This window comes from Bacteroides faecium (genome assembly GCF_012113595.1).
Classification (GTDB): Bacteria; Bacteroidota; Bacteroidia; order Bacteroidales; family Bacteroidaceae; genus Bacteroides; species Bacteroides faecium.
The window spans coordinates 6,687,535-6,711,892 of record NZ_CP050831.1 but is presented as its reverse complement, the minus strand read 5'-3'; the positions used below and the strand labels follow the sequence as shown (position 1 = coordinate 6,711,892).

15 protein-coding genes and 1 pseudogene are annotated in these 24,358 nt (G+C 45.9%); 12 read left to right on the top strand and 4 right to left on the bottom strand.

The genetic code is table 11. The features are described from left to right. Positions 1–5 precede the first annotated feature (5 nt). On the top strand, positions 6–641 hold the full coding sequence (locus BacF7301_RS25515) for a cytidylate kinase-like family protein (protein WP_167967002.1): 636 nt from the start codon (positions 6–8) through the stop codon (positions 639–641). Positions 642–745: 104 nt separating this feature from the next. Here BacF7301_RS25515 and BacF7301_RS25510 read toward each other — a convergent pair whose 3' ends face one another. Continuing rightward, entirely contained in the window at positions 746–2,410 is a 1,665-nt protein-coding gene (locus tag BacF7301_RS25510) for a putative transporter (RefSeq protein ID WP_167967001.1), read from the bottom strand. A gap of 257 nt (positions 2,411–2,667) precedes the next feature. Here BacF7301_RS25510 and mutA point away from each other — a divergent pair, with 257 nt between their 5' ends. From mutA to BacF7301_RS25465, 9 genes and pseudogenes are all read left to right on the top strand, one after another. Beyond that, positions 2,668–4,569: a methylmalonyl-CoA mutase small subunit gene (gene mutA, locus BacF7301_RS25505; RefSeq protein ID WP_167967000.1), complete on the top strand. Its 1,902-nt coding sequence runs from the start codon at positions 2,668–2,670 to the stop codon at positions 4,567–4,569. 1 nt (position 4,570) lies between these two features. Further along, positions 4,571–6,718, top strand: coding sequence for a methylmalonyl-CoA mutase (scpA, locus tag BacF7301_RS25500; RefSeq protein WP_167966999.1), 2,148 nt, complete (start codon positions 4,571–4,573; stop codon positions 6,716–6,718). Between the two features lie 145 nt (positions 6,719–6,863). Further along, positions 6,864–7,415, top strand: a complete 552-nt coding sequence (locus BacF7301_RS25495; RefSeq protein WP_167966998.1) for an RNA polymerase sigma-70 factor — start codon at positions 6,864–6,866, stop codon at positions 7,413–7,415. 61 nt (positions 7,416–7,476) lie between these two features. Further along, complete coding sequence (locus BacF7301_RS25490) at positions 7,477–8,460, top strand: FecR family protein (RefSeq protein WP_167966997.1); 984 nt, start codon at positions 7,477–7,479, stop codon at positions 8,458–8,460. A 220-nt stretch (positions 8,461–8,680) separates the two neighbouring features. Continuing rightward, positions 8,681–12,043: a TonB-dependent receptor gene (locus tag BacF7301_RS25485; protein ID WP_167966996.1), complete on the top strand. Its 3,363-nt coding sequence runs from the start codon at positions 8,681–8,683 to the stop codon at positions 12,041–12,043. Between the two features lie 5 nt (positions 12,044–12,048). Beyond that, positions 12,049–13,653 (top strand): SusD/RagB family nutrient-binding outer membrane lipoprotein, encoded by a 1,605-nt coding sequence (locus BacF7301_RS25480; RefSeq protein WP_167966995.1) that lies wholly within the window; start codon positions 12,049–12,051, stop codon positions 13,651–13,653. A gap of 46 nt (positions 13,654–13,699) precedes the next feature. Continuing rightward, positions 13,700–14,593: a glycoside hydrolase family 18 gene (locus tag BacF7301_RS25475; protein WP_167966994.1), complete on the top strand. Its 894-nt coding sequence runs from the start codon at positions 13,700–13,702 to the stop codon at positions 14,591–14,593. Between the two features lie 12 nt (positions 14,594–14,605). Beyond that, positions 14,606–15,898, top strand: a pseudogene (locus BacF7301_RS25470) (DUF1735 and LamG domain-containing protein). A gap of 35 nt (positions 15,899–15,933) precedes the next feature. Further along, positions 15,934–17,553, top strand: a complete 1,620-nt coding sequence (locus BacF7301_RS25465) for a glycoside hydrolase family 18 protein (protein WP_245208301.1) — start codon at positions 15,934–15,936, stop codon at positions 17,551–17,553. Between the two features lie 102 nt (positions 17,554–17,655). Here BacF7301_RS25465 and BacF7301_RS25460 read toward each other — a convergent pair whose 3' ends face one another. Then, on the bottom strand, positions 17,656–19,218 hold the full coding sequence (locus BacF7301_RS25460; protein ID WP_167966993.1) for an ATP-binding protein: 1,563 nt from the start codon (positions 19,216–19,218) through the stop codon (positions 17,656–17,658). A 123-nt stretch (positions 19,219–19,341) separates the two neighbouring features. Here BacF7301_RS25460 and BacF7301_RS25455 point away from each other — a divergent pair, with 123 nt between their 5' ends. After that, a complete protein-coding gene (locus tag BacF7301_RS25455; protein ID WP_167966992.1) occupies positions 19,342–21,435 on the top strand; it encodes a DNA topoisomerase 3 in 2,094 nt (697 codons plus the stop codon). A 96-nt stretch (positions 21,436–21,531) separates the two neighbouring features. Here the strand turns inward: BacF7301_RS25455 and BacF7301_RS25450 are convergent, their stop codons facing one another. Together BacF7301_RS25450 and BacF7301_RS25445 are read right to left on the bottom strand one after the other, a co-directional pair. Then, entirely contained in the window at positions 21,532–21,732 is a 201-nt protein-coding gene (locus BacF7301_RS25450) for a hypothetical protein (RefSeq protein WP_167966991.1), read from the bottom strand. Positions 21,733–22,070: 338 nt separating this feature from the next. Next, complete coding sequence (locus tag BacF7301_RS25445; RefSeq protein ID WP_209319482.1) at positions 22,071–22,991, bottom strand: hypothetical protein; 921 nt, start codon at positions 22,989–22,991, stop codon at positions 22,071–22,073. Between the two features lie 248 nt (positions 22,992–23,239). On the opposite strand from BacF7301_RS25445, the gene BacF7301_RS25440 reads away from it, so the two are divergent. Next, the gene (locus tag BacF7301_RS25440) at positions 23,240–24,295 is read left to right on the top strand and encodes a linear amide C-N hydrolase (protein WP_167966989.1); all 1,056 of its coding nucleotides are present in this window, start codon (positions 23,240–23,242) and stop codon (positions 24,293–24,295) included. Positions 24,296–24,358 lie beyond the last annotated feature (63 nt).

Genomic DNA, 24,358 nt, shown 5'->3' with positions numbered 1-24,358 from the left:
GTACTATGAGCGGTAATTATGTAATTAACATCGGTCGACAATTGGGTAGCGGCGGCAAGGAAATCGGAGAGAAGTTGGCAGCTCGTTTGGGAATCGACTTCTACGATAAAGAACTGATTAATCTGGCTTCCGAAGAAAGCGGCCTGTGTAAGGAATTCTTTGAGAAAGCGGACGAAAAGGCTTCGCAAGGTATTATCGGGGGATTGTTCGGTATGCGCTTCCCGTTTATCAGTGAAGGGGCGATGCCGTGCACTAATTGTTTGAGCAATGATGCTCTGTTTAAAGTGCAGAGTGATGTCATCCGTCGTTTGGCGGCAGAGAAGTCCTGTGTGTTTGTAGGACGTTGTGCGGATTATATCTTGCGCGAGCATCCCCGTTGCGCGAATATCTTTATTTCGGCTTCGAAGGAAGACCGTATTGAAAGGGTTTGCCGGATTCATCAGGTGAATGAAGAGGCTGCAGAAGAGATTATCGAAAAAGCGGACAAGAGACGTTCGGAATACTATAATTATTATAGTTATAAGACTTGGGGGGCAGCAGCTACTTATCATTTGTGTGTGGACTCTTCTTCACTGGGAGTGGAAGAAACCGTGCGGTTTGTGGAAGAGTTTGTGGTGAAGAAATTGAAGTTGATACTATAAGACGATAGATAGTACAAAACAATACTGATATATGAAATAAATAAAGCCGGCGTAATTCTGTAGAAGAATATAGCCGGCTTTACTGCTTATATGCTAAGCTCGATTTACATCATTGCCAATAATATCATCTGTCCCGTCAGAATACGAAGGAACATAGATAATGGATAAACGGTAGAGTATCCTACTGCGGGAGCATCGCTTGATGTTACCTGATTGGCATAAGCCAATGCGGGCGGGTCGGTGTTGCTACCGGCTATCAATCCCATCAGGGTAAAGTAGTTGACTTTGCAATACAACCTTGCGATAGCACCAATGATAAGCAACGGAATGACTGTGATAAGGAAACCACAGCCTACATATAACAGCCCGTCACCTTCGACCACCGTCTGCACGAAGTTGGCTCCGGCATCTATGCCGACACTGGCAAGGAAGAGTACGATACCAATTTCACGAAGCATCAGATTGGCACTCATTGTAGTATAAGTCACCAGGTGAAGTTTGTGCCCGAAGCGTCCGATAAGAATAGCTACTACCAGAGGACCACCGGCTAATCCCAGTTTCAAAGGAGTCGGCATGCCGGGGAATGCGATAGGAAGGCTACCCAAAAGGATACCTAAGAAAATACCGACGAAGATAGTCACGATGTTCGGTGTATCCAGTCGTTTCAACTGATTACCCAGCACACCTGCGACGCGGTCTACCGCATCTTGCTGACCTACTACCATCACACGGTCACCCACCTGAAGAATCAAGTTCGGGTCGGCGAACAAGTCCATACCGGAACGGTTGATACGAGTTACGTTTACACCATACATACTGCGGAAGTGCATGGAACCCAGCGTCTTTCCGTTAATTTCCGGTTTGGTAACCAGAATACGGCGGGATACCATCGGAAGGTCTTGTTTCTCCCAGTCGAGTTCCACTTCTTTTCCTATAAATACAATGATAGCGGGAGCATCTTCTTCTGAGCAAACAATGAATAACTGGTCGCCTACGTTGAAGATAGTCTCATGGTTGGGAATACTTACATGACCTTCATGACAAATACGGGAACAAACAAACTGGCGTCCCAGGAATTCCTTGATTTCAATCAGCGTCTTTCCGCTGATAGATTCATTGCGCACCTCAAGGCTCAACATATGTGGCTTATGGTGTGCATCTCCGCTTTGCGTTTTCAAGCTTTCTTCTTCCTTCGCCATGTTGACACGGAAGATGTAGCGGATAGCGATGATAGAACCGATAATACCTACCACGCCGAGCGGATAAGCACAGGCATAACCCAGCGCAATTTGCGGGCCGTTGTAGCTCAACTGGTTCAGAGCTTCATTGGCGGCACCAAGTCCCGGAGTGTTTGTCACAGCTCCGTAGAGGATACCTACCATCATCGGCAGTTCTACACGACCGTTCCACAGGTAATAAAGCCCCAGTGCAACGGCAATATTTAACACAACGATGCCTACAGCCAACAGGTTCAATGTCATTCCCCCTTTTTTGAAAGAAGAGAAGAAAGACGGCCCCACCTGAAGACCGATACAGAATACGAACAAAATCAATCCGAATTCACGGATGAAATGTAGGATGTGTGTATCGGCTGTGAAGCCGAAATGTCCCATCAGGATGCCGGCAAACAAAACAAATGTGACGCCCAAAGATACTCCGAATATCTTTATCTTGCCGAGATACACGCCTGCTGCCACTACAAATGCGTAGAGGAACACGATGTGTGCCACGGAACTGGGGTCCCACAATAAACTTTGTAACCAATCCATAATATAGCAGTTTTTATAATGTCTTTTTCAAAACGGGTGCAAAATTACTTATAACATTCATGTAAATCAAGTATTTCTCCTCTTTTATTTTACTTATCAAATGTCCGACATTCTGCAAGCGGACTGTGCGAATTTTCTATAAAAAAGAGCTTTGTTTTAACTTATTAGTTATATTTGCAAGTCGAACAACAGACATTTGGAAAGAGACAGATAAAAATAAAGACAATATTAATTCTTGTTTTAATTTTAGATAAACTATGGCAGACAAAAAAGAAAAACTCTTCTCAGACTTTTCTCCTGTCTCCACCGAGCAATGGATGGAGAAGGTTACAGCCGACTTGAAAGGTGCTGATTTTGAGAAGAAGCTCGTTTGGAAGACAAACGAAGGGTTCAAAGTGAAACCTTTCTACCGGATGGAAGATTTGGAAGGTTTAAAAACTACTGATGCGCTTCCCGGAGAATTCCCGTATCTGAGAGGAACTAAAAAAGACAACAACGAGTGGCTGGTTCGCCAGGAAATCAGAGTGGAATGTCCTAAAGAGGCCAATGCGAAAGCACTGGATATCCTGAACAAAGGTGTCGATTCACTTTCTTTCCATGTAAAGGCAAAAGAACTCAATGCGGAATATCTTGAGACTCTGTTGAATGATATTCAGGCTGAGTGTGTTGAACTGAACTTCTCTACTTGTCAGGGACACGTTGTAGAACTGGCTAATCTGCTGGTAGCTTATTTCCAGAAGAAGGATTATGATGTGAAGAAGCTGAAAGGCTCCATCAACTATGATTTCTTCAACAAGATGCTGACCCGCGGCAAGGAAAAGGGGGATATGGTACAGACTGCCAAAGCACTGATTGAAGCTATCCAACCGCTTCCTTTCTACCGCGTACTGAATGTGAACGCATTATCGCTGAACAATGCCGGAGCTTATATTTCTCAGGAATTAGGTTATGCACTGGCTTGGGGTAATGAATACATGAGCCAACTGACCGATGCCGGTGTTCCTGCTGCCATAGTAGCTAAGAAAATCAAATTTAACTTCGGTATCAGCTCCAACTATTTCCTTGAAATTGCTAAATTCCGTGCCGCACGTCTGTTGTGGGCGAATATCGTTGCTTCTTACAATCCTGAATGCCTGCGTGACTGTGATAATAAAGGTGCTAACGGTGAATGCCGTTGCGCGGCAAAAATGGCGGTTCATGCGGAAACTTCCACTTTCAATCTTACCTTGTTTGATGCACACGTGAACCTGCTTCGTACACAAACTGAAGCGATGAGTGCCGCATTGGGCGGTGTGGATTCAATGACTGTCACTCCGTTCGACAAGACTTACGAAACTCCGGATGACTTCTCAGAACGTCTGGCGCGCAATCAACAACTGTTGTTGAAGGAAGAATCTCATTTCGATAAAGTAATTGACCCGGCTGCCGGTTCTTACTATATTGAAAACCTGACAATATCTATTGCACAACAAGCATGGAACCTGTTCTTGTCTGTAGAAGAAGCCGGTGGTTTCTATGCTGCATTGAAGGCGGGGACTGTTCAGGCTGCTGTCAACGAAAGTAATAAAGCCCGTCATAAAGCGGTGGCTCAACGTCGTGAAGTATTGTTGGGTACTAACCAATTCCCGAACTTCAATGAAAAGGCCGGAGATAAGCAACCGGTTGAAGCAAAATGCTGCTGTGGCGGTGATGCTCATACTTGTGAGAAAGATGTGGATACATTGGTATTCGACCGTGCTGCCAGCGAGTTTGAAGCATTGCGTCTTGAAACGGAAGCATCTGGCAAACGTCCGAAAGCATTCATGCTGACTATCGGTAACCTGGCTATGCGTCAGGCACGTGCGCAATACTCTTGCAACTTCCTGGCTTGTGCCGGTTATGAAGTGGTTGATAACCTCGGATTTGAAACGGTGGAAGCCGGAGTAGAAGCAGCTATGGCTGCCAAAGCCGACATTGTCGTAATCTGTTCAAGTGATGATGAATATGCGGAATATGCAGTTCCTGCATTCAAGGCATTGAACGGTCGCGCTATGTTTATCGTTGCCGGTGCTCCTGCTTGTATGGACGAATTGAAAGCGGCAGGTATCGAGAACTTCATCCATGTCCGTGTCAACGTACTGGATACCTTGAAAGAGTTTAACGCCAAACTATTGAAGTAAGATGAGAAAAGATTTTAAAAACTTAGATATATATGCCGCATTTCAGCCTGCTAACGGTGCTGAATGGCAAAAGGCTAACGGTATCTCCGCTGACTGGAAAACGCCGGAACACATTGAAGTGAAGCCTGTTTATACAAAAGAAGACCTCGAAGGAATGGAACACCTCGGTTATGCTGCCGGACTTCCACCTTATCTGCGTGGTCCGTATTCAGTAATGTACACGCTCCGTCCCTGGACTATCCGCCAGTATGCCGGATTCTCCACTGCCGAAGAATCAAATGCTTTCTATCGCCGTAATCTTGCTTCCGGTCAGAAAGGTCTGTCGGTAGCATTCGACTTGGCTACTCACCGCGGTTATGACCCCGACCACGAACGTGTTGTGGGTGACGTAGGTAAGGCAGGTGTGTCTATCTGTTCCTTAGAGAACATGAAAGTCCTGTTTGACGGTATTCCTTTGAACAAGATGTCCGTGTCTATGACAATGAACGGTGCAGTGCTTCCGATTATGGCATTCTATATCAATGCCGGACTGGAACAAGGTGCCAAACTGGAAGAAATGGCTGGTACTATCCAGAATGATATTCTGAAAGAATTCATGGTGCGTAATACCTATATTTATCCGCCTGCATTCTCTATGAAGATTATTTCTGATATCTTCGAATATACTTCACAGAAGATGCCGAAGTTCAACTCTATTTCTATCTCCGGTTATCACATGCAGGAAGCAGGTGCTACTGCAGATATCGAGTTGGCTTATACATTGGCTGACGGTTTGGAATATCTTCGTGCCGGAACTGCCGCAGGTATTGATATTGACGCGTTTGCTCCCCGTCTGTCTTTCTTCTGGGCGATTGGTACAAACCACTTTATGGAAATCGCCAAGATGCGTGCCGCACGTATGTTGTGGGCAAAGATTGTGAAACAGTTCAATCCGAAGAACCCGAAATCACTGGCATTGCGTACTCACTCCCAGACTTCCGGTTGGTCACTGACCGAACAAGACCCGTTCAACAACGTGGGACGTACTTGTATCGAAGCTATGGCTGCCGCTTTGGGACATACTCAGTCTCTGCATACCAATGCATTGGATGAGGCTATCGCTCTTCCGACAGATTTCTCCGCACGTATTGCACGTAATACTCAGATTTATATCCAGGAAGAAACTTACATTTGTAAGAACGTTGACCCGTGGGGCGGTTCTTATTATGTAGAATCTTTGACTAACGAACTGGCACACAAGGCTTGGGAACTTATCGAGGAAGTAGAAAAACTGGGTGGTATGGCGAAAGCTATCGAAACCGGTATTCCTAAGATGCGTATCGAAGAGGCTGCCGCACGTACGCAGGCTCGTATCGACAGCGGTCAGCAGACTATTGTCGGCGTGAACAAGTATCGTTTGGAAAAAGAAGCCCCGATTGATATTCTTGAAATTGATAATACAGCGGTTCGTCTTGAACAGATTGACAACCTGAATCGTTTGAAAGAAGGACGCAACCAGGCAGAGGTGGACAAGGCATTGGCTGCTATTACCGAATGTGTGAAGACTGGCAAGGGTAACTTGTTGGAGCTGGCTGTGGAAGCAGCACATGTTCGCGCTACATTGGGTGAGATCTCATCTGCTTGCGAACAGATAGTAGGACGTTATAAAGCAATAATTAGAACTATATCAGGCGTGTATTCATCAGAAAGTAAAAACGACAGCGACTTCAAACGTGCTTGTGAACTGGCTGAGAAGTTTGCGAAGAAAGAGGGACGTCAACCTCGTATCATGGTTGCCAAAATGGGACAGGACGGTCACGACCGTGGTGCCAAAGTGGTAGCAACAGGTTATGCGGACTGTGGTTTCGACGTGGATATGGGACCTCTGTTCCAGACTCCTGCGGAAGCAGCTCGCGAAGCAGTAGAAAACGACGTTCACGTAGTAGGTGTTTCTTCACTGGCTGCCGGACACAAGACACTGGTTCCGCAGATTATTGAAGAGTTGAAGAAACTGGGTCGTGAAGACATTGTAGTGATTGCCGGTGGTGTTATTCCTGCACAGGATTATGACTTCTTGTATAAGGCAGGTGTAGCCGCTATCTTCGGTCCGGGTACTCCGGTTGCGAAAGCTGCTTGTCAGATTTTGGAAATCCTGATGGATGAAGAATAATCACTGAAAGTTCTCTTTTAGTATAATTTATCCCGCTTTTTGGACTACTCCGGTCTGGAAGAGCGGGATATTTTTTGTTTATATTCTTTGTCTTCTCCTAATTTTGTCTATATTTGTCCAACTTTCATTGTAAAAGCCTTAACAAATGAATGGAAAGAGAGACGACATAGATGCCCGTTTTGAGCAGTTTTATGCCGCCAACTTCCCACGAGTCAAGAATTTTGCGCGGTTGTTGACCAAGTCGGAGGAGGATGCAGAGGATATTGCCCAGAATATATTTCTTAAGTTATGGACTCGTCCCGAATTATGGGAGGGGCAGGAAAGCATGACGGGTTATCTGTACACCGTTACCCGAAATGAAATATTCAACCTGTTCAAGCATCAGAAGATAGAACAGGAATACGAGAGTAAGGTAATCAAGTCGCAGTTAATCGGTGAACTGTGCGATGAAGACACTTCCTTACTGGAAAATTTGTATCATAAAGAAATGCTGATGCTCATTGAACTGGCGTTGAACCAATTGCCGCCCCGCCGGAAAGAAGTGTTTGAAATGAGCCGTTTCGACGGGTTCTCTCATAAAGAAATAGCTGAAAAGCTGCAAATCCCCCTACGTACGGTAGAAGACCACATCTATAAGACACTGACTGAACTTCGTAAAGTGTTAATGTTTGTTATTACCTTCCATATTCTTCCGTAGTTTCTTTTTCTGAATAGTGGTATTTATGTAAGCGTTTTAAAAGAACTAAATAAATACCTTTATGAAGAATTATATTCACGACATTATCAGCCGCTACATCAAACACGACTATCCGAAAGAAGTCGACTGGGATTTTCGTACCTGGTTGATGGATAAAGAACATGAAGAGGAGAAAGAACAAACATTGAGTGAACTGTGGGAGAATACCGAATCGAAGACAGTCCCCGGTTATCAACATTCCTTGGAACGAATGCATGCATTTACAGGAATAGGGACAAGACGCCGGATTCACTCTTTACATACCCGTTTGATTGTCTGGCGGATAGCAGCCGCCTTGCTGATAGCCGTATCTGCTGCTTCCGTTTATTGGGCGTTGCAGAACCGCCAGGCACCGGATTTGTTACAGGCTTACATTCCTACTGCCGAAATACGGAATATCACTTTGCCGGACGGTACACAAGTGATGATAAACTCACAGAGTACGCTGTTATATCCACAGCAATTTACGGGTGACACACGTTGCGTCTATTTGGTAGGCGAAGCCGATTTCAAAGTGAAGCAGGACGAGAAACATCCGTTCATCGTGAAAACTTCCGACTTTCAAGTCACTGCCTTAGGAACGGAATTTAATGTGACAGCCTATCCGAATGAGGAAGAAGTGACGGCAACACTGATTTCAGGGAGCGTATTGGTAGAATATAATAACCGGCAGGAACAAAAAATACTGGAACCGAACGAACAGTTGGCTTACAATAAAAGTACCTGTTCCGGCAACGTGCTTCGTCCGGATATGCAGGATGTGACAGCCTGGCAACGGGGAGAAACAGTGTTCCGTAGTATGACAATGGAAGAGATATTCACCCGGCTCGAACGAAAATATCCATATACATTCGTTTACAGTTTCCGTAGCCTGAAGAAAGACCGTTTCAATCTTAGCTTCGACCCTAATGCTTCGATAGAAGAAATAATGGATATCATTGCCCGTGTGACGGGAACGATAGATTATAAAATCGTGGAAGATAAATGTTATCTGACCCATCGGTGAAAAGAAGAAATCTCTCGTTTACGCTCAAGATGACAGCGTAATAAATAGAACTGTATATAAGTACTTAACCTTGAAAACCGAAAAGCCTATGTAGAAAAAATATCCGGAAGAAGGTTGCAGCTTCTCCCGGATGTGAAATCCAAATTCTTACTATTAGCGTTAACCAGACGCTACTAAATTCGAGAATCTAACTTTATCTGTATAAACTAATACTAAGAAGATGCAGCAAATTTATGAAAATCTAGCCAATAAGCAGGCAATGAGCCGAGTATTTATGCTTTTTTTGTGCTGCCTGCTTGTTTCTATCCCCGCTTTTTCTCAAAGCAGCAATGCCCGGATTACGATTCATAAGAAAAACATATCGGTCATTGAGGCACTGAAAGAAGTAGAAAAGCAGACAAAATTGTCCGTCGGCTACAATGAGTCACAGTTGGTAAACAAACCTTCCATTGACCTTGCCCTCGAAAAGGCAACGTTGGAAACCTCTCTGAAAGAAATCCTGAAAGGTACGGACTACACCTACCAGTTGAAAGGAAAATATGTAATCATCGTTCCGCAGGAAAAGAAAGAAGCGGAACAATCTCCTGTCAAACGTATCACCGGACGTGTGCTCGACGAACAGGGAGAACCTCTGATTGGTGTAAACGTTCTTGTGAAAGGAACGACTATCGGTTCTATCACTGATATGGATGGTAACTTCGCGCTTGAAGCCCCCGCCGGCAGTACGTTGAGTATCACCTATGTGGGCTATACCCCGCAAACGGTAAAGGTGGGTGCGCAAAATACGTATAACGTACAATTGGCTTCGGACGCGAAACTGCTGAGTGAAGTCGTGGTAACGGCACTCGGCATCAAGCGTGAGCAGAAAGCGTTGAGCTACAATGTTCAGCAAGTAAAATCAGACGAACTGACTCAGATAAAAGACGCCAACTTTGTAAATAGTCTGAGTGGCAAGGTAGCGGGTGTTACCATCAATACCAGTTCTTCCGGAGTAGGTGGAGCGAGTAGGGTAGTGATGCGCGGTACGAAATCCATTGAGCAGAGCAGCAACGCCTTGTACGTTATCGACGGTATACCGATGTATAACTCCGGTGGTGGAGGTGATACGGAATTTGGTTCGAAAGGTGCGACCGAAGGGATTGCCGACATCAATCCGGAAGATATTGAAAGTATTTCCGTGCTGACGGGAGCGGCTGCGGCTGCCCTTTACGGTAGCAACGCTGCGAATGGAGCAATTGTCATCACTACTAAAAAAGGAGCAATCGGCAAACTGCAAGTCGGAGTATCAAGTGGCTTCGAATGGCTGAAACCTTTCAAGATGCCCGATTTCCAAGGTCGCTACGGAACGGGTAGTAATGGAAAAACAGGAAATTCCAGCATTTACAGTTGGGGGCCGAAGCTGAATCCTGCCGCCCAAACAGGTTACGAACCTACCGTTTTCTTTGATACAGGTGCGGTATATACCAATTCGGTTACTTTATCCACCGGTACGGACAAGAACCAGACATTCTTCTCGGCTGCCGCCGTTAATTCGGCAGGAATGGTTCCGAACAATAGATACAACCGGTATAACTTCACTTTCCGCAATACGACCAGTTTTCTCAATGATAAAATGAAGCTGGATGTCAGTGCCAGCTATATCCTTCAAAACGACCGGAACATGACCAATCAGGGGCAATATTCCAATCCGTTGGTTTCCGCTTACCTCTTTCCAAGGGGAGACGATTTTTCCTTGGTGAAGAACTTCGAGCGTTGGGATGAGGCGCGTAAGATTAGTGTACAGTTCTGGCCGCAGGGTGAGGGTGACCTTCGTATGCAGAATCCTTACTGGATAGCCTATCGTAATCTCCGTCTCAACACCAAGAAGCGTTATATGGCATCGGCAGGTTTGAGCTATCAAATCCTCGACTGGCTGAATGTGGCAGGGCGTGTCCGTATTGACAATACGCACAGTGAGTATGAAGGAAAACTTTATGCAAGCACCAGTACGACACTGACCGACGGTAGTTCGCAGGGACATTACACCGTAAACAACGGACAGTTCTCGCAGACCTATGCAGATGTCCTCGTCAATATCAACAAGCGTATTCAGGACTTTACGATTGTAGCCAATATCGGTGCCAGTTATAGCGGAGTCACTAGCAAGGAACTCGGTTATGCCGGACCGATACGTGATACGGGTATCCCTAACCTGTTCAATGTCTATGACTTGGATAATGCCAAGAAACGAGCTACACAAGTAGGTTGGCGCGAAGCCACAGAATCCATTTTCGCCAGCGCCGAAGTGGGTTGGAAGAGCATGCTCTACCTTACCTTGACCGGACGTAACGACTGGGCATCCCAGTTGACGCACTCTCCGCAGGCTTCCTTCTTCTATCCGTCTGTCGGACTTTCGGCAGTCATCTCAGAAATGGTGACACTTCCGGAATGGGTGGATTATCTCAAAGTGCGCGGCTCGTTCAGTTCGGTGGGTACGCCTTATCCGCGTTTCCTTACCTATCCCACTTATGCTTATGACGCGAACAAGCAGGACTGGAAATCTCAGACACATTATCCTATCGGAAAACTTTATCCGGAGCGTACCGACTCTTGGGAAATCGGTCTGGACGCCACTCTGTTCAAAGACTTGAAGTTTAGCGGCTCATTTTATTATGCCAACACCTATAATCAGACATTCGACCCCCAGCTCCCCGTATCGTCGGGATATGACAAGCTCTATGTACAGACCGGCTACGTACGTAACTACGGTTTTGAAGCCATGTTATCCTACGGACATCGCTGGGGAGATTTCGGCTGGGACAGCAGTTTCACTTTCTCCACCAATAAGAATGAAATCGTCGAACTGGTGAAAGACTATATCCATCCGGAAAGCGGAAAAACCTACAATGTCGATAAGCTGGAACTGAAAACCGACGAAGGACGCGGCTTCGGAAAAGCGAAATTCATCTTGAAAGAAGGCGGTACCTTGGGCGACCTCTATACCCATACTGACTTGAAACGTGACATCAACGGCAATATCCTGATAGACAATGACGGCAATGTTACCGCAATAGACAACGCCGGTGACATCAAACTGGGAAGCGTACTCCCCAAAGCAAATCTTGCCTGGAACAACAGCTTCTCTTACAAAGGCATCAATGCCGGCTTCTTGCTTACCGCCCGTCTGGGAGGTATCGTTTATTCGGCCACGCAAGCCTATCTCGACCTCTACGGAGTATCCGAGACTTCTGCCGTCGCACGTGACGCCGGAGGTGTATGGGTGAATGACCGCAGCCGGGTAAACCCGCAAAGTTTCTACTCCGTGGTAGCTTCGCAGAGCGGACTTCCCACCTATTATACGTACAGTGCCACCAATCTGCGTTTGCAGGAAGCACATATCGGTTACACCATTCCCCGCCGCTGGTTGGGCAACGTCTGTGATGTGAACATTTCCCTTGTCGGGAAAAATCTCTGGATGATTTACTGCAAAGCTCCGTTCGACCCGGAGGCAGTGGCTACTACGAACAACTATTATCAGGGAATCGACTACTTCATGATGCCGAGTTCCCGGAATATAGGATTCAACATAAAGATTAATTTCTAAATACTATGATTGGCATGAAACGAATATATTACCTTCAAATACTAATCCTTTCCGTATGTATGCTGCCATTGAACGGCTGTTTCGACAGTGACATCAACCGTAGCATGTACGAAGCGGATTCGGAAGAGATGCAACGTGAGAACCATATTATCGGTGCGACGTTGAGAGGAATGCAGGGACTGGTTATCCCGACACGGGAACACCTTTACCAGTTCATGGACGCAATGGCGGGCGGAGCCTACGGAGGTTATCTGGAAGGCATTGTAGACACTTGGGTGATGAAGTTCTCCACATTCAATCCCGAACAGGGGTGGCTCAAATCTCCTTTTGCCGACCCTATCACGGAGATGTATCCGCAGTACCGCGATATGTTGAACAAGACCGATGAACCGGTGGCGCTGGCTCTCGGAAAGATTCTCCGCGTATGCATCATGCATCGTGTGACGGATATGTACGGCCCGATTCCTTACTCCAAAATGATGAGCAGCGACAACACCGGCGAAGACTTGGCTGTGCCTTACGATTCGCAGGAACAAGTGTACACGCAAATGCTGAAAGAACTGGAAGAAGCCGACCTCATACTGGAAGAAAACAAAGACCTCTCCTCAGAAGCCTTCCGCAAACTGGAAGACCTTTATTACGGAAATATCTCCAAGTGGCGTAAATTCGTCCATTCCATGCGTCTGCGTATCGCCATGCGAATGAGTTATGTGAATCCTGCCGAAGCAAAGCGTGTCGCCGAAGCTGCCGTAGCCGCCGGAGTCATCGAATCGAACGAGGACAATGCCTTGCTGCACGTCGCGGAAAATCGCTCCGAACTGCTGTTCAACAACTGGAGCGACTATCGGATCAGTGCCGACCTTGTCTCTATTATGAAGGGGTATGACGACCCTCGCTTGGATAAAATGCTTGTCAAGGGAGTGCAGACAGTAGACCAGGAAGGTGAGAAAGTGGACGTATATGATTACTACGGAGTACGCATCGGCATCTTCACCAAGAAGAAAGACGACATGATTAACCTTTACTCCAAACAGGTAATCAGCAGCACCGACCCTTACCTTTGGATGAATGCCGCCGAAGTGACTTTCCTTCGTGCCGAAGGCGCATTGCGTGGCTGGACAATGGGCGGAGACGCACAGGCATTGTATGAAAAAGCAATCTTCTTATCTTTCGACGAACGCAAAGCGTCCGGAGCCGACGCATACGCAAAGGATAGCGAAAAAATTCCTGCCGACTATGTAGACCCGATGGGGGAATACAGCCATCCTGCCGTCAGTACCATTACTATTGCTTGGGAACCGGGCGCCGAAAATTTTGAAAAGAATCTTGAACGTATTATCACGCAGAAGTGGATTGCTATTTTCCCGTTGGGCGTGGAAGCATGGGCGGAGCACCGCCGCACAGGTTATCCGAAGCTGCTGCCCGCGGTGGAAAATAAAGACCCGGACAACAGTGTCGACGTAACCATCGGCCCCCGCCGCCTGCCTTTCCCTGCTGATGAGTATAACTCGAACCCTGCCTATATCGGACAGGCCGTGCAAATGCTGAATGGCCCCGACGCTGCCGGAACCCGGCTCTGGTGGGACACAAAGAACCATTCGGGGAATTAGGGAATAAAAAAATGAACTCAATAGAACATCTTAAATCAATAAGAGTATGAACTATAAATCAATATTCAATCTATGTTTGGCTATCTTTCTGGTATTCGTCCCTATCGGCTGCGATGATTGGACAGAACTGGAAATTCACGATAGTCAAATAAATGGATTCAAAGAACAGAATCCGGAGCAATACGCTGCCTACACCCAAAAACTACGGGCGTATAAAGCATCGAAACACGCTTTGGTCTACGCAAGACTGGACAATGCACCGGAAGTATCTTCGAGCGAAAAAGATTTTCTGCGCTCTCTGCCTGATAGCATAGATATAGTAACTATGCGTAATGCAAACCGCCTTTCCGACTATGACCGTGAAGACATGAAACTGGTACGTGCGGACTATGGCACACGGGTACTATACTATATAGACGCCTCGGCTAAGGAAGAACTGAATAATTCCATTTCCGCAGCCACCGACGCTGTCCGTAAAGGAATATTTGACGGAATAACGCTGGGCTCCTCTTCATCCGTAGATGCGTCCACAATAAAAAACATGACCGACGCCTTGGGACAAACCGACTGCCTGTTGGTTTTTGAAGGAACCCCGTCCATGCTTCCCGAATCGTCCCGCAGCCTTTTCGATTACTTCGTATTGGACATCTCGTCTGCCGCAGACGAGTATGATGTGGAAGTGGTCGTCCGCCTTGCTACGGACCACGGGAAAACGGCTGCCGACCGCTTGCTGCTGGCAGTTGTCCCCGGCGCCACGCTGACCGATTATAACGGAGTGACGCGGAACTCCATTACCGGTGCTGCATCTAGCGCCCTCACTATGGGACCGTTGGGAGGTATTGCCATATTTAACATATCTGCCGACTACTACGACGCTGATATTATTTATAAACAGACCCGTGGCGGTATTCAGTTTCTGAATCCTGCACCGGTTCATTAAATCCGTCAAGCTATGCGAAGACACTATTTTTACTACTGCATCGTAGCTGCGACCCTGTTACTTGCGGCTGCATGTGATAATACGGATTACAGCAACCGTTCTCCATTCGATAACTCTGCCTACCTGAATGTGGCATCCGTGAAGAATGCTGAAACCTTCACCTTTAACCGCAAGGTGACGGAACAGACCAAAACCTTTGCGGCGAAGCTGTCCTATCCGGCAGGAAGTGACGTCACCGTTCATTTCAATATAGACAAAGCATTAGTCAACAGTTATAATGCGAAGAACGGCACTCAATACGAGGCGCTGTCCGAGAAGTATTTTCAATTGTCGAAACCTTCCGTAGTCATTCCTGCAGGAAAGACCACTTCCGAAGACGTGAATCTCCACTTCTCCAAATTGGACGAACTGGAAATTGATGTCACCTATCTTTGCCCGCTTACCATAGGCGGAGCCGAAGGAATCGGCCTTATGGACGGTTCGCGTACCATGTATTATCTGGTACGTCGCTCAAGTGCCATTACCACGGCGATGAATCTGAAGAATGTCTATGTCACCGTGCCGGGATTCGACCTGGGCAGTCCTACGGCAGATGTCGTGAATAACCTGCCGGCTATCACGATGGAAGTGATTGTACGGGTGAGCCAGTTCGAGAAAGAAATCTCTTCTTTGATGGGCATCGAGCAATATCTCTGCCTGCGAATCGGAGATGCGAGCTACCCGCGCCAGCAGTTGCAGGTACAGACCTCTTTCGGGAAATTCCCCGAAGCCAGCAACTCGAAACTCTTGCAGGCAGGCGAATGGTACCACATTGCTATGACATGGGACTTGGCGACGAAGACAATTGCCTTCTATGTAAACGGCAAGTTGCAAAGCATAGACACCAACCATGGTACTACCGATTTGACTACCGTCAGCTTGGGTGATAAGAAACCGGACAACGAGTAAGGAAACGGTGGCGACTTCAACTTCTATTTCGGACGTTCTTACGGAGAGTCGCACGACCCCAGCCGCCAGTTTGACGGAGAAATCTGCGAAGCGCGTATCTGGAGCGTGGCACGTACCGCAGAGCAAATATGGGAGAATATGTACGACATCCCCGAGCCGCAGGGACAACCGGACTTGCGTGCCTACTGGAAATTTGATGAGGGCACGGGAACAGTTGTTGTCGACCGCACGGGAAATGGTAATGACGCAAAAGTAGTCAATTACTGGACAGGCAGCGACTATACATCTGTTTATCCGAAAACGGATGCCGAACTATGGCCTTCGGGCATTGAAGTTCCTAAAGTGAATCAGGAATAGGAGAGTAGCGAATGAACTTAAAAATAGATAGACATATGAAACGAATAATAAAATACGCCTGGATATGGACCGTATTCCTTTTATTGGGAACTGCCTGCCAGGAAGATGCCATGATAATTGACCCGGACGTGTCGCACGGTAAATCTACGGAAGCCGGTGAGACATTGGAAAGTGTAGGAGCTTTGAATAGCGTCGAACAGCCGAAGTCGAATATTATCAACCTGTATATCGGCAACACCAATGAAGCGGAAAACCCTGACGCCGAACTGGAAGACGAAATTTATTTCGAACTGGCAAAACCGGCTGAAAAGAATCTGACATTAACTGTTGCTGTCGATGAAGGATTCAGGGAAGATGATGACCAATATAAGAGTGATTATTGTGAACTTTTTAAGAAAGAGCATAATATGATGGTCACTTCTATTCTTTCCTGGCAAGGAGGGGTGTATAGATATATGAAAGTAAACGGTGCAACGGAGGGAACTATCACCATTCCTGCCGGGCAGCGAAAGTCATCGAAGATAAAACTTACTTTCATACGGGACGCAGAACTGATGGGTGGACAGGCTTTTATATATCCTCTTACTGCCATTGATACGGAAACGGGCGAGGAATATGGACGGCTAGATTATATCATCCATACCTTTGACAAAGGGGCACGTGGAGAACGGGATGTTACAATTGTTGCTTACGTAAATACGGAAGTGATGAATCCGTTGATAGCCGACCAGCTTACAAGGAAAGTCGAAAAGATGATTTGGGATCCTTATGAGATTGTCCCTGTCGTTCCGTTATCTCCGGTTGTCGATATCCTGAATGTCCGTACTGCTATGTTGAAAAATGAACAGGGGCGTGCTATGTTGGGATATACCACGGATATGGAATATGTATTAAAGCATAATGATAAATACATTCAACCGATGCGGCAAGGTGGCATGAAAGTTTGTCTCACAATCAAGGGAGGGGGCACAGGACTTGGTTTCTGTAACTTGACCGACGAACAAGTGGCAGACTTTGCCGCGCAGGTCAAAGTGGCTGTCGATATCTATGGACTGGACGGAGTGAACCTTTGGGATGAAGGTTCCGACTATGGCAAGGCAGGAATGCCGCCAATGAACGACGCGTCCTACGCCAAACTAATCAAAACCCTGAAAGAAACCATGCCCGGTAAACTTGTCACACTGACGGACACGCCGGAAACCACTTCTTCACTCCGCAGTGTGCAGGGAGGTATTTCTGCCGGACAATACCTTGACTACGCATGGAGTCCTATCAGTGCTTTCCTCAACCCTTATGCCGACGGAGCGGAATTGAAACCGATAGCCGGGTTGGAGCTGGCAAAATATGGTTCGATTTCTGTACCGATGATGTCTAGTAAAATGTCCTATGACGAAATGGAAGTGATAGAAAACAACCTGTTTCTTTTGGTAGACGAAACTACGGTTATTAATGATAAGATATTTGTATTTGATGATTTGACGTATATAGATTATGGTGATGAGGGTATTTTAACCGGAACATTTTCGATGACTTTGGGGATATTGTATGATATGAATCCCCTACTGGAATCGCCGGATTACTCTTATGCTTACATGACGATGATTGAAACGTCCGGTTCGCTGGCCGATTATTATGCATTCAGAAAAGACTGGTAGATTTCAATAGTTTTCCAGTCAGATACAACAGAAAAAGAAGTGATTGTCTCTTCATATAAAGGCAATCACTTCTTTCTTCTTTGGAAACTGTGGATGTTTCTCTTATTCTTCGGGCAGCCATCGACTGACGTTCCGTGTGTCGGTACTGAATTCTACTCCCACCTTTTTTACTTCCCGTTCATCTGCCTGATAAGGGATAAGATACCCTTTGTCTTCGATTTGCTGTAATGCTTGTTCGGCTGTGCCGTTCAGCTTGAATTCGAATACATAAATATACTTTGGTGTTTTGACAACTGCATCGGCCCGTCCTTTTGCACTGCGTACTTCTGCTTGTGTGAACTGTCCCATGAGCTTGAATATCAGATAGAAAACAGTCTGATAATGCCGCTCTGTCTGGTCATTCAGTTCGTAAGGTATATCGGCGAAGAAGGCTTGGAGACGGGTTAGAAAGGCGTTGATATTGCCACTTTCCAACTCATGGACAAATTTGCCAATATAGAAATCTTGTTCATTATCGGGAATATTAGAGTAAAATGGCAGAAGGAAATTCATAAAGCCATATCTCACTTCATCATTGGGAAAAGCGAGTTGATAAGTCTTGAAACGAGGGTCGTATTCTTTAATCGTCAAATACCCGCTTTGATAAATCAGCGGAATAGGATTCCTGCTTTCTGCCCGGTATTCGTTGAACGACGCTGCGTTAGCTTCCACTCCGTCAATGAGCGTCCGCAAATCATAGTTACTATCCATCAGCATTTTGACAAGGAAAGTAGGAGTTCCTGTCTGAAACCAGTAATTCTCAAATTTATATCCGTCGAACACATTCAATACACTGAACGGATTGAACACACCTTCTGCATATTCACAGAAATGATACCCGTCGTAAAGTGCAGTCATCTTATGGATTGTATCTTCCGGTGTCATCCGGTTGTATGAGGCCAGCTTATCCAGTTCCGGAGTAAATGTATCTATCAGTTCCTGTTTGGTGATGCCGCAAATGGTAGCATAAGGCGGTTTCATGCTGATGTCATTCAGTTGATTCAAATCACTGAATACACTGACTTGTGAGAATTTGGTAACACCTGTCAGAAAGACGAAACGCAAATAGCGGTCAGCACTTTTCAATACTCCATAGAATGCTTTTAGCATTTTACGGTATTCTTCAAACAAAGGCAGATTGTCCAGAGCCTGCAAGAGAGGCTTGTCGTATTCGTCTACTAATACGACTACTTGCTTTCCGGTTTGTACGCATGCGCGTTCTATAATATAGGCGAATCGTTCTTCCGGTTGCCGGTCTTGCTTTTCAGTTCCGTAGATTGCTTCCCATTTCTCCAGGTGTTGGTTGAGCATCGCTGTCAAATCTGCCGGAGAATCATACTTGCGTGCATTCAGGTCAATATGAAAAACCGGATAGACTTGCCAGTCAACTTCCATTTGTGAGATGGCTAGTCCTTCGAACAAGTCCTTGCGTCCCAAAAAGTAAGCCTCGAAAGTGGAAATCAACAGGCTTTTTCCGAAACGTCGGGGACGGCTAAGGAAATAAGGAACGCTTGTGGACACCATTTTCCCGACAAGAGCAGTTTTATCTACATACAGATAATTTCCTTTGCGAATTTTCTCGAAAGTTTGTATTCCGATGGGCAATTTGCGGTTTAAATCAATCATACCTGTTCTTTTTTATAAGAATTCTACTCTTGCAAAGGTAACATATTTTGTGGGATATTGTTCTTTTAGACAAATATTCGTGTAACTTTGCAAATTGATAGTCTAAAACAAGAAGAGAAAAAAATGATAGTTTGCATAGCCGAAAAACCATCTGTAGCACGCGATATAGCCGAAGTACTCGGCGCTCATACCAGAAAAGAAGGATATATAGAAGGAAACGGATACCAGGTGACCTGGACATTCGGGCATCTTTGTACCCTGAAAGAACCGCATGAATACACCCCTAACTGGAAATCATGGAGTCTGAGCAGTCTGCCGATGATTCCGCCACGTTTCGGTATCAAGCTGATAGAGAACCCTACCTACGAAAGGCAATTCCATGTAATCGAAGGGCTGATGCAGAACGCGGATGAAATCATCAACTGCGGTGATGCCGGGCAAGAGGGAGAATTGATTCAGCGCTGGGTGATGCAGAAAGCGGGTGCCCGTTGTCCGGTGAAGCGTCTGTGGATTTCTTCGTTGACAGAAGAAGCCATTCGCGAAGGTTTCTCCAAGTTGAAAGACCAGACGGATTTTCAGTCATTATACGAAGCGGGACTTTCCCGTGCCATGGGCGACTGGCTGCTGGGAATGAATGCTACCCGTCTTTATACGATTAAGTACGGTCAAAACAAGCAAGTGCTCTCTATCGGTCGTGTACAAACGCCTACTCTGGCATTGATTGTCAACCGCCAATTGGAAATCGCCAATTTCCAACCCAAGCAATATTGGGAGTTGAAGACAAACTATCGCGACACTACCTTCTCTGCCCTTATCCGCAAGAGTGATGAAGAAATAGCGGCGGAAGAAGAGAAGAACGGTGGAAAAAAGAAAATAGACAATCCGGGCATCGACCCCATCGCCAATCGTGAAGAAGGCGAAGCCTTGGTAGAGCGAATCAAAGACCTGCCGTTTGTGGTCACCAGTGTCGGCAAGAAGGACGGAAAGGAATATGCTCCGCGCTTGTTCGACTTGACTTCCCTTCAGGTGGAGTGCAACAAGAAATTCGCCTATTCTGCTGATGAGACGCTGAAACTTATCCAGTCTCTTTATGAGAAGAAAGTGGCTACCTATCCGCGTGTCGATACCACTTTCCTTAGTGACGATATATATCCGAAATGCCCCGGCATTCTGAAAGGACTTCGTGATTACGAAGTGTTGACTGCCCCGTTGAACGGTTCTACATTACCTAAATCGAAAAAGGTATTTGACAACTCGAAAGTGACGGACCACCACGCCATTATCCCTACCGGGGTTTATGCTCAAAACCTTACCGATATGGAACGTCGTGTCTATGACTTGATAGCCCGTCGTTTTATAGCGGTGTTTTATCCCGATTGTAAGATTTCGACTACTACCGTAATGGGTGAAGTGGATAAGATAGAATTTAAAGTCACCGGAAAACAGATTATTGAACCGGGCTGGCGTGTCGTATTCGCCAAAGACGTGAAGGACTCCGCCGAAGAGAAAGAAGACGAGGACGAAAATGTTCTTCCTGCCTTTGTGAAAGGGGAGAGCGGCCCTCACATCCCTGACTTGAACGAGAAATGGACACAGCCGCCAAGACCTTTTACGGAAGCGACCTTGCTCCGTGCAATGGAAACAGCCGGAAAGCTGGTGGATAATGACGAACTTCGAGATGCCTTGAAAGAGAACGGTATCGGCCGTCCGTCTACCCGTGCCGCTATTATAGAAACCCTGTTCAAACGGAATTATATCCGCAAAGAGAGAAAGAACCTGATTGCTACCCCGACAGGAGTGGAACTGGTGCAACTAATCCACGAAGAACTCTTGAAATCGGCGGAACTGACAGGTATTTGGGAAAAGAAGCTGCGCGAGATTGAAAAGAAAACATACGATGCCCGCCAATTCCTCGAAGAATTGAAACAAATGGTTTCGGAAGTCGTGATGAGTGTACTGTCTGATAATACGAATCGTCGTATCACTATTCAGGACGCAGTAGCCGCCAAAGCCGAAGAGAAAGCGAAGAAAGAACCCAAAAAGCGTGAACGGAAAGCGGCAAGTGTTCCTAAAGAGAAGAAAACGGTCAATAACCCGGATTCATTAGTCGGACAACCTTGTCCGGTTTGTGGCAAGGGAACGGTTATAAAAGGGAAAACAGCCTACGGATGCTCCGAATGGAGAAACGGATGTACGTACCGAAAGAACTTTGAGTAGTGCAAGTATCCGGACAACTGATATTTTTTCCCGAATCCTTTTTACTATGGTGGGAGTGTTATCTTGTCTGATGAGTATAACCCAGTCAATACCCTCTTACTGAATATTCACACTATTATCCGGTTTCAGCCGTTTCAGTCTTGTCTGCAAACGCCTTGATAGAAGGGGATAGCGGCTGAAAGCGGAAAAAATCATCCCCTGCAGGAATATGCTGTAAGCAAGGGGTAGTGCATTCAGTGCTTTCAGCCTTGCCGGTGAATCTATATACTCAGCGTGGTAGGCATATATATCCACCACGGTGAATCTATATATCCATCATGCTGAATCTATATGTCCACCAAGCGGGGTATATATATTCTGCATTCAGGTTCGCTTTCAGCCAAAACCTTCGATGAAAAGGGGCTTTTTTGAAGAACTGAAAGCTGAAAGCGTTTTTTTATTTTTATTATTCAGTAGTAGAATTGCCCCGAACAAGTACTACACTTAATGAAATGATGTAGGAGACTTGAGCAAGTCTAGTACATGATTCTGCTTACTTCAGTACTGGTTTGAATAAGTTCATCTACACATCTTTTTGTTCCTAATCAGTCTGTTGACTGACTGTTTCATATAATTCAAGAAAAAAGCGCGATTGATTATCTCGGTCGAATAGGCAAGAATGTACGGGGTGGTCCAATCGTAGGACCGCCGCCATAATCGCCACCCCCGCGTTTGTCAAAAACAACATCACGGAGAATCTCGTACAGGATTCCGCCTACATCCAATCCCAGGTTGAACTTATTATTAAAACGATAAGAAGGAATAACGACAGGAACTGTCTCCCAACGTCCCCGCATAGCATCGTAATAGCGCTGTACACCCATTTCCATATTAAAACGGTCGGACATATCGACAGACATGGTAGCACCATAACTATGAGTGCTCATTCCATACGAATTGCCAATGTCATAGGAACCGAATACTTTGAAAGCGACACGGTCGGAAGCGTGATAAAGCAAAGCTCCCGAAGTGCTGAATACCTGTCCGGTAGAGTGCATCATATTTATTTTCATAGCGTCTGCCTGGAGACGTAATTCAAACCTGTCATTGAAAATGTGCTGATAGCCTAACGAAGCGTTGTTGAAAAGCCCGATGCCCGGCACGCTTGTTTGTGAACCGGAACCGAACATAGCCCCGTGAGGAAATTGCCATAATATGCCGCTTGTACTATAATCACCTTTGAAGAGTGGAGAAGGATTAATCTGATAAGGCAGATAGATTTCTCCTTTATGTGAAAAATCAGGTGGAAAGTAAAATAGCTGCTTGGATAAATTCGGAGAAGGAGTATCCTTGAACTTTGAAGGCGGGAACAAATCAGGCATGGCATACTGAAATAAATCAGATGTAGAATGTTGAAACAATGTACCTTCCGGTTGTTTCAGCAAATCATTACGCATAATGCGGGTACTGTCATTACCTTCCTGTGCAGAGAGCAACTGCGGAGTGGAAGTCAGCAGAAGGAGCAAACCCAGGCAAGCTGGAAACCGTGAAATGCTAATTTTTTGTTTCATACGCATTTGTCCTCTCCTTTAGTTTAGTAAATTCTTCTGTCCACAAAAATAACGAAATGAGAGTGGAATAACAAATAGTAAACAGCATTTCCTTCCAACGACAAGTTTTTTTAACTAGGTCGATACTGAAAAGGGCAGAGAAATGCTCGGATAAATCCTTTATTTTCATTAAATTCGTCTTTCTTTCAAATAATAACCATCCTATGGTTGTTGTTATATAAATAAGAGTATCAATTATTTAAACCAAAAAGAAAATGAAGAAGAAGCTAGCAGGAGTTGCATTATTATTGGCTGCCATCTCTCTAGGGAGCACGCAGCCTGTAGAAGCGTGTACGCGCGCAGTATATATAGGGCCGGAGCAAATGGTGATAACCGGCCGTACGATGGACTGGAAGGAAGACCTTCACTCAAACCTTTACGTGTTTCCACGTGGCATCCAGCGTACGGGACATAATAAGGAAAAAACGTTGAATTGGACATCCAAATATGGAAGTATCGTTGCCACAGGCTATGATATAGGTACTTGCGACGGGATGAATGAAAAAGGACTGGTAGCGAGCCTGCTCTTCCTGCCGGAGACAATTTATTCATTGCCGGGAGATACCCGTCCGGTGATGGGGATAAGCATCTGGACGCAATACGTGCTGGATAATTTTGCCACCGTGCGTGAAGCGGTAAATGAACTGAAGAAAGAGACATTCCGCATCGACGCCCCTCGTCTGCCGAATGGTTCGGAATCGACGCTGCATCTCGCTATAACCGATGAAACGGGAAATACGGCGATATTGGAATACTTGGACGGGAAACTGAGCATCCATGAAGGAAAACAATATCAGGTGATGACAAACTCTCCCCGTTACGAATACCAGTTGGCTATCAACGATTACTGGAAAGAAGTGGGTGGTCTGCAAATGCTTCCGGGCACAAACCGTTCGAGTGACCGTTTTGTACGCGCCTCTTTCTATATCCATGCCATTCCTCAGACTTCCGATGCTAAAATCGCAGTACCCAGTGTGTTGAGCGTAATGCGTAATGTTTCCGTTCCGTTCGGAATTACAACTCCCGACAAACCTTATATCTCCTCTACCCGTTGGCGTACCGTTTCTGACCAAAAGAACAAGGTCTATTATTTTGAATCGACTTTAACTCCGAATTTGTTTTGGCTGGATTTGAAGAAGATTGATTTCAGTCCGAAAGCAAGCATCAAGAAATTGTCTTTGGCGAATGGTGAGATATATGCCGGTGACGCAGTGAAGGATTTGAAAGACAGCAAATCATTTACATTCCTTTTCCAGACTCCGGTGATGTAAAGACTCGTTATCTATAAATAAAAAAGAACGGTGGACAGACTTGTATCCAAGCATTTGTCCACC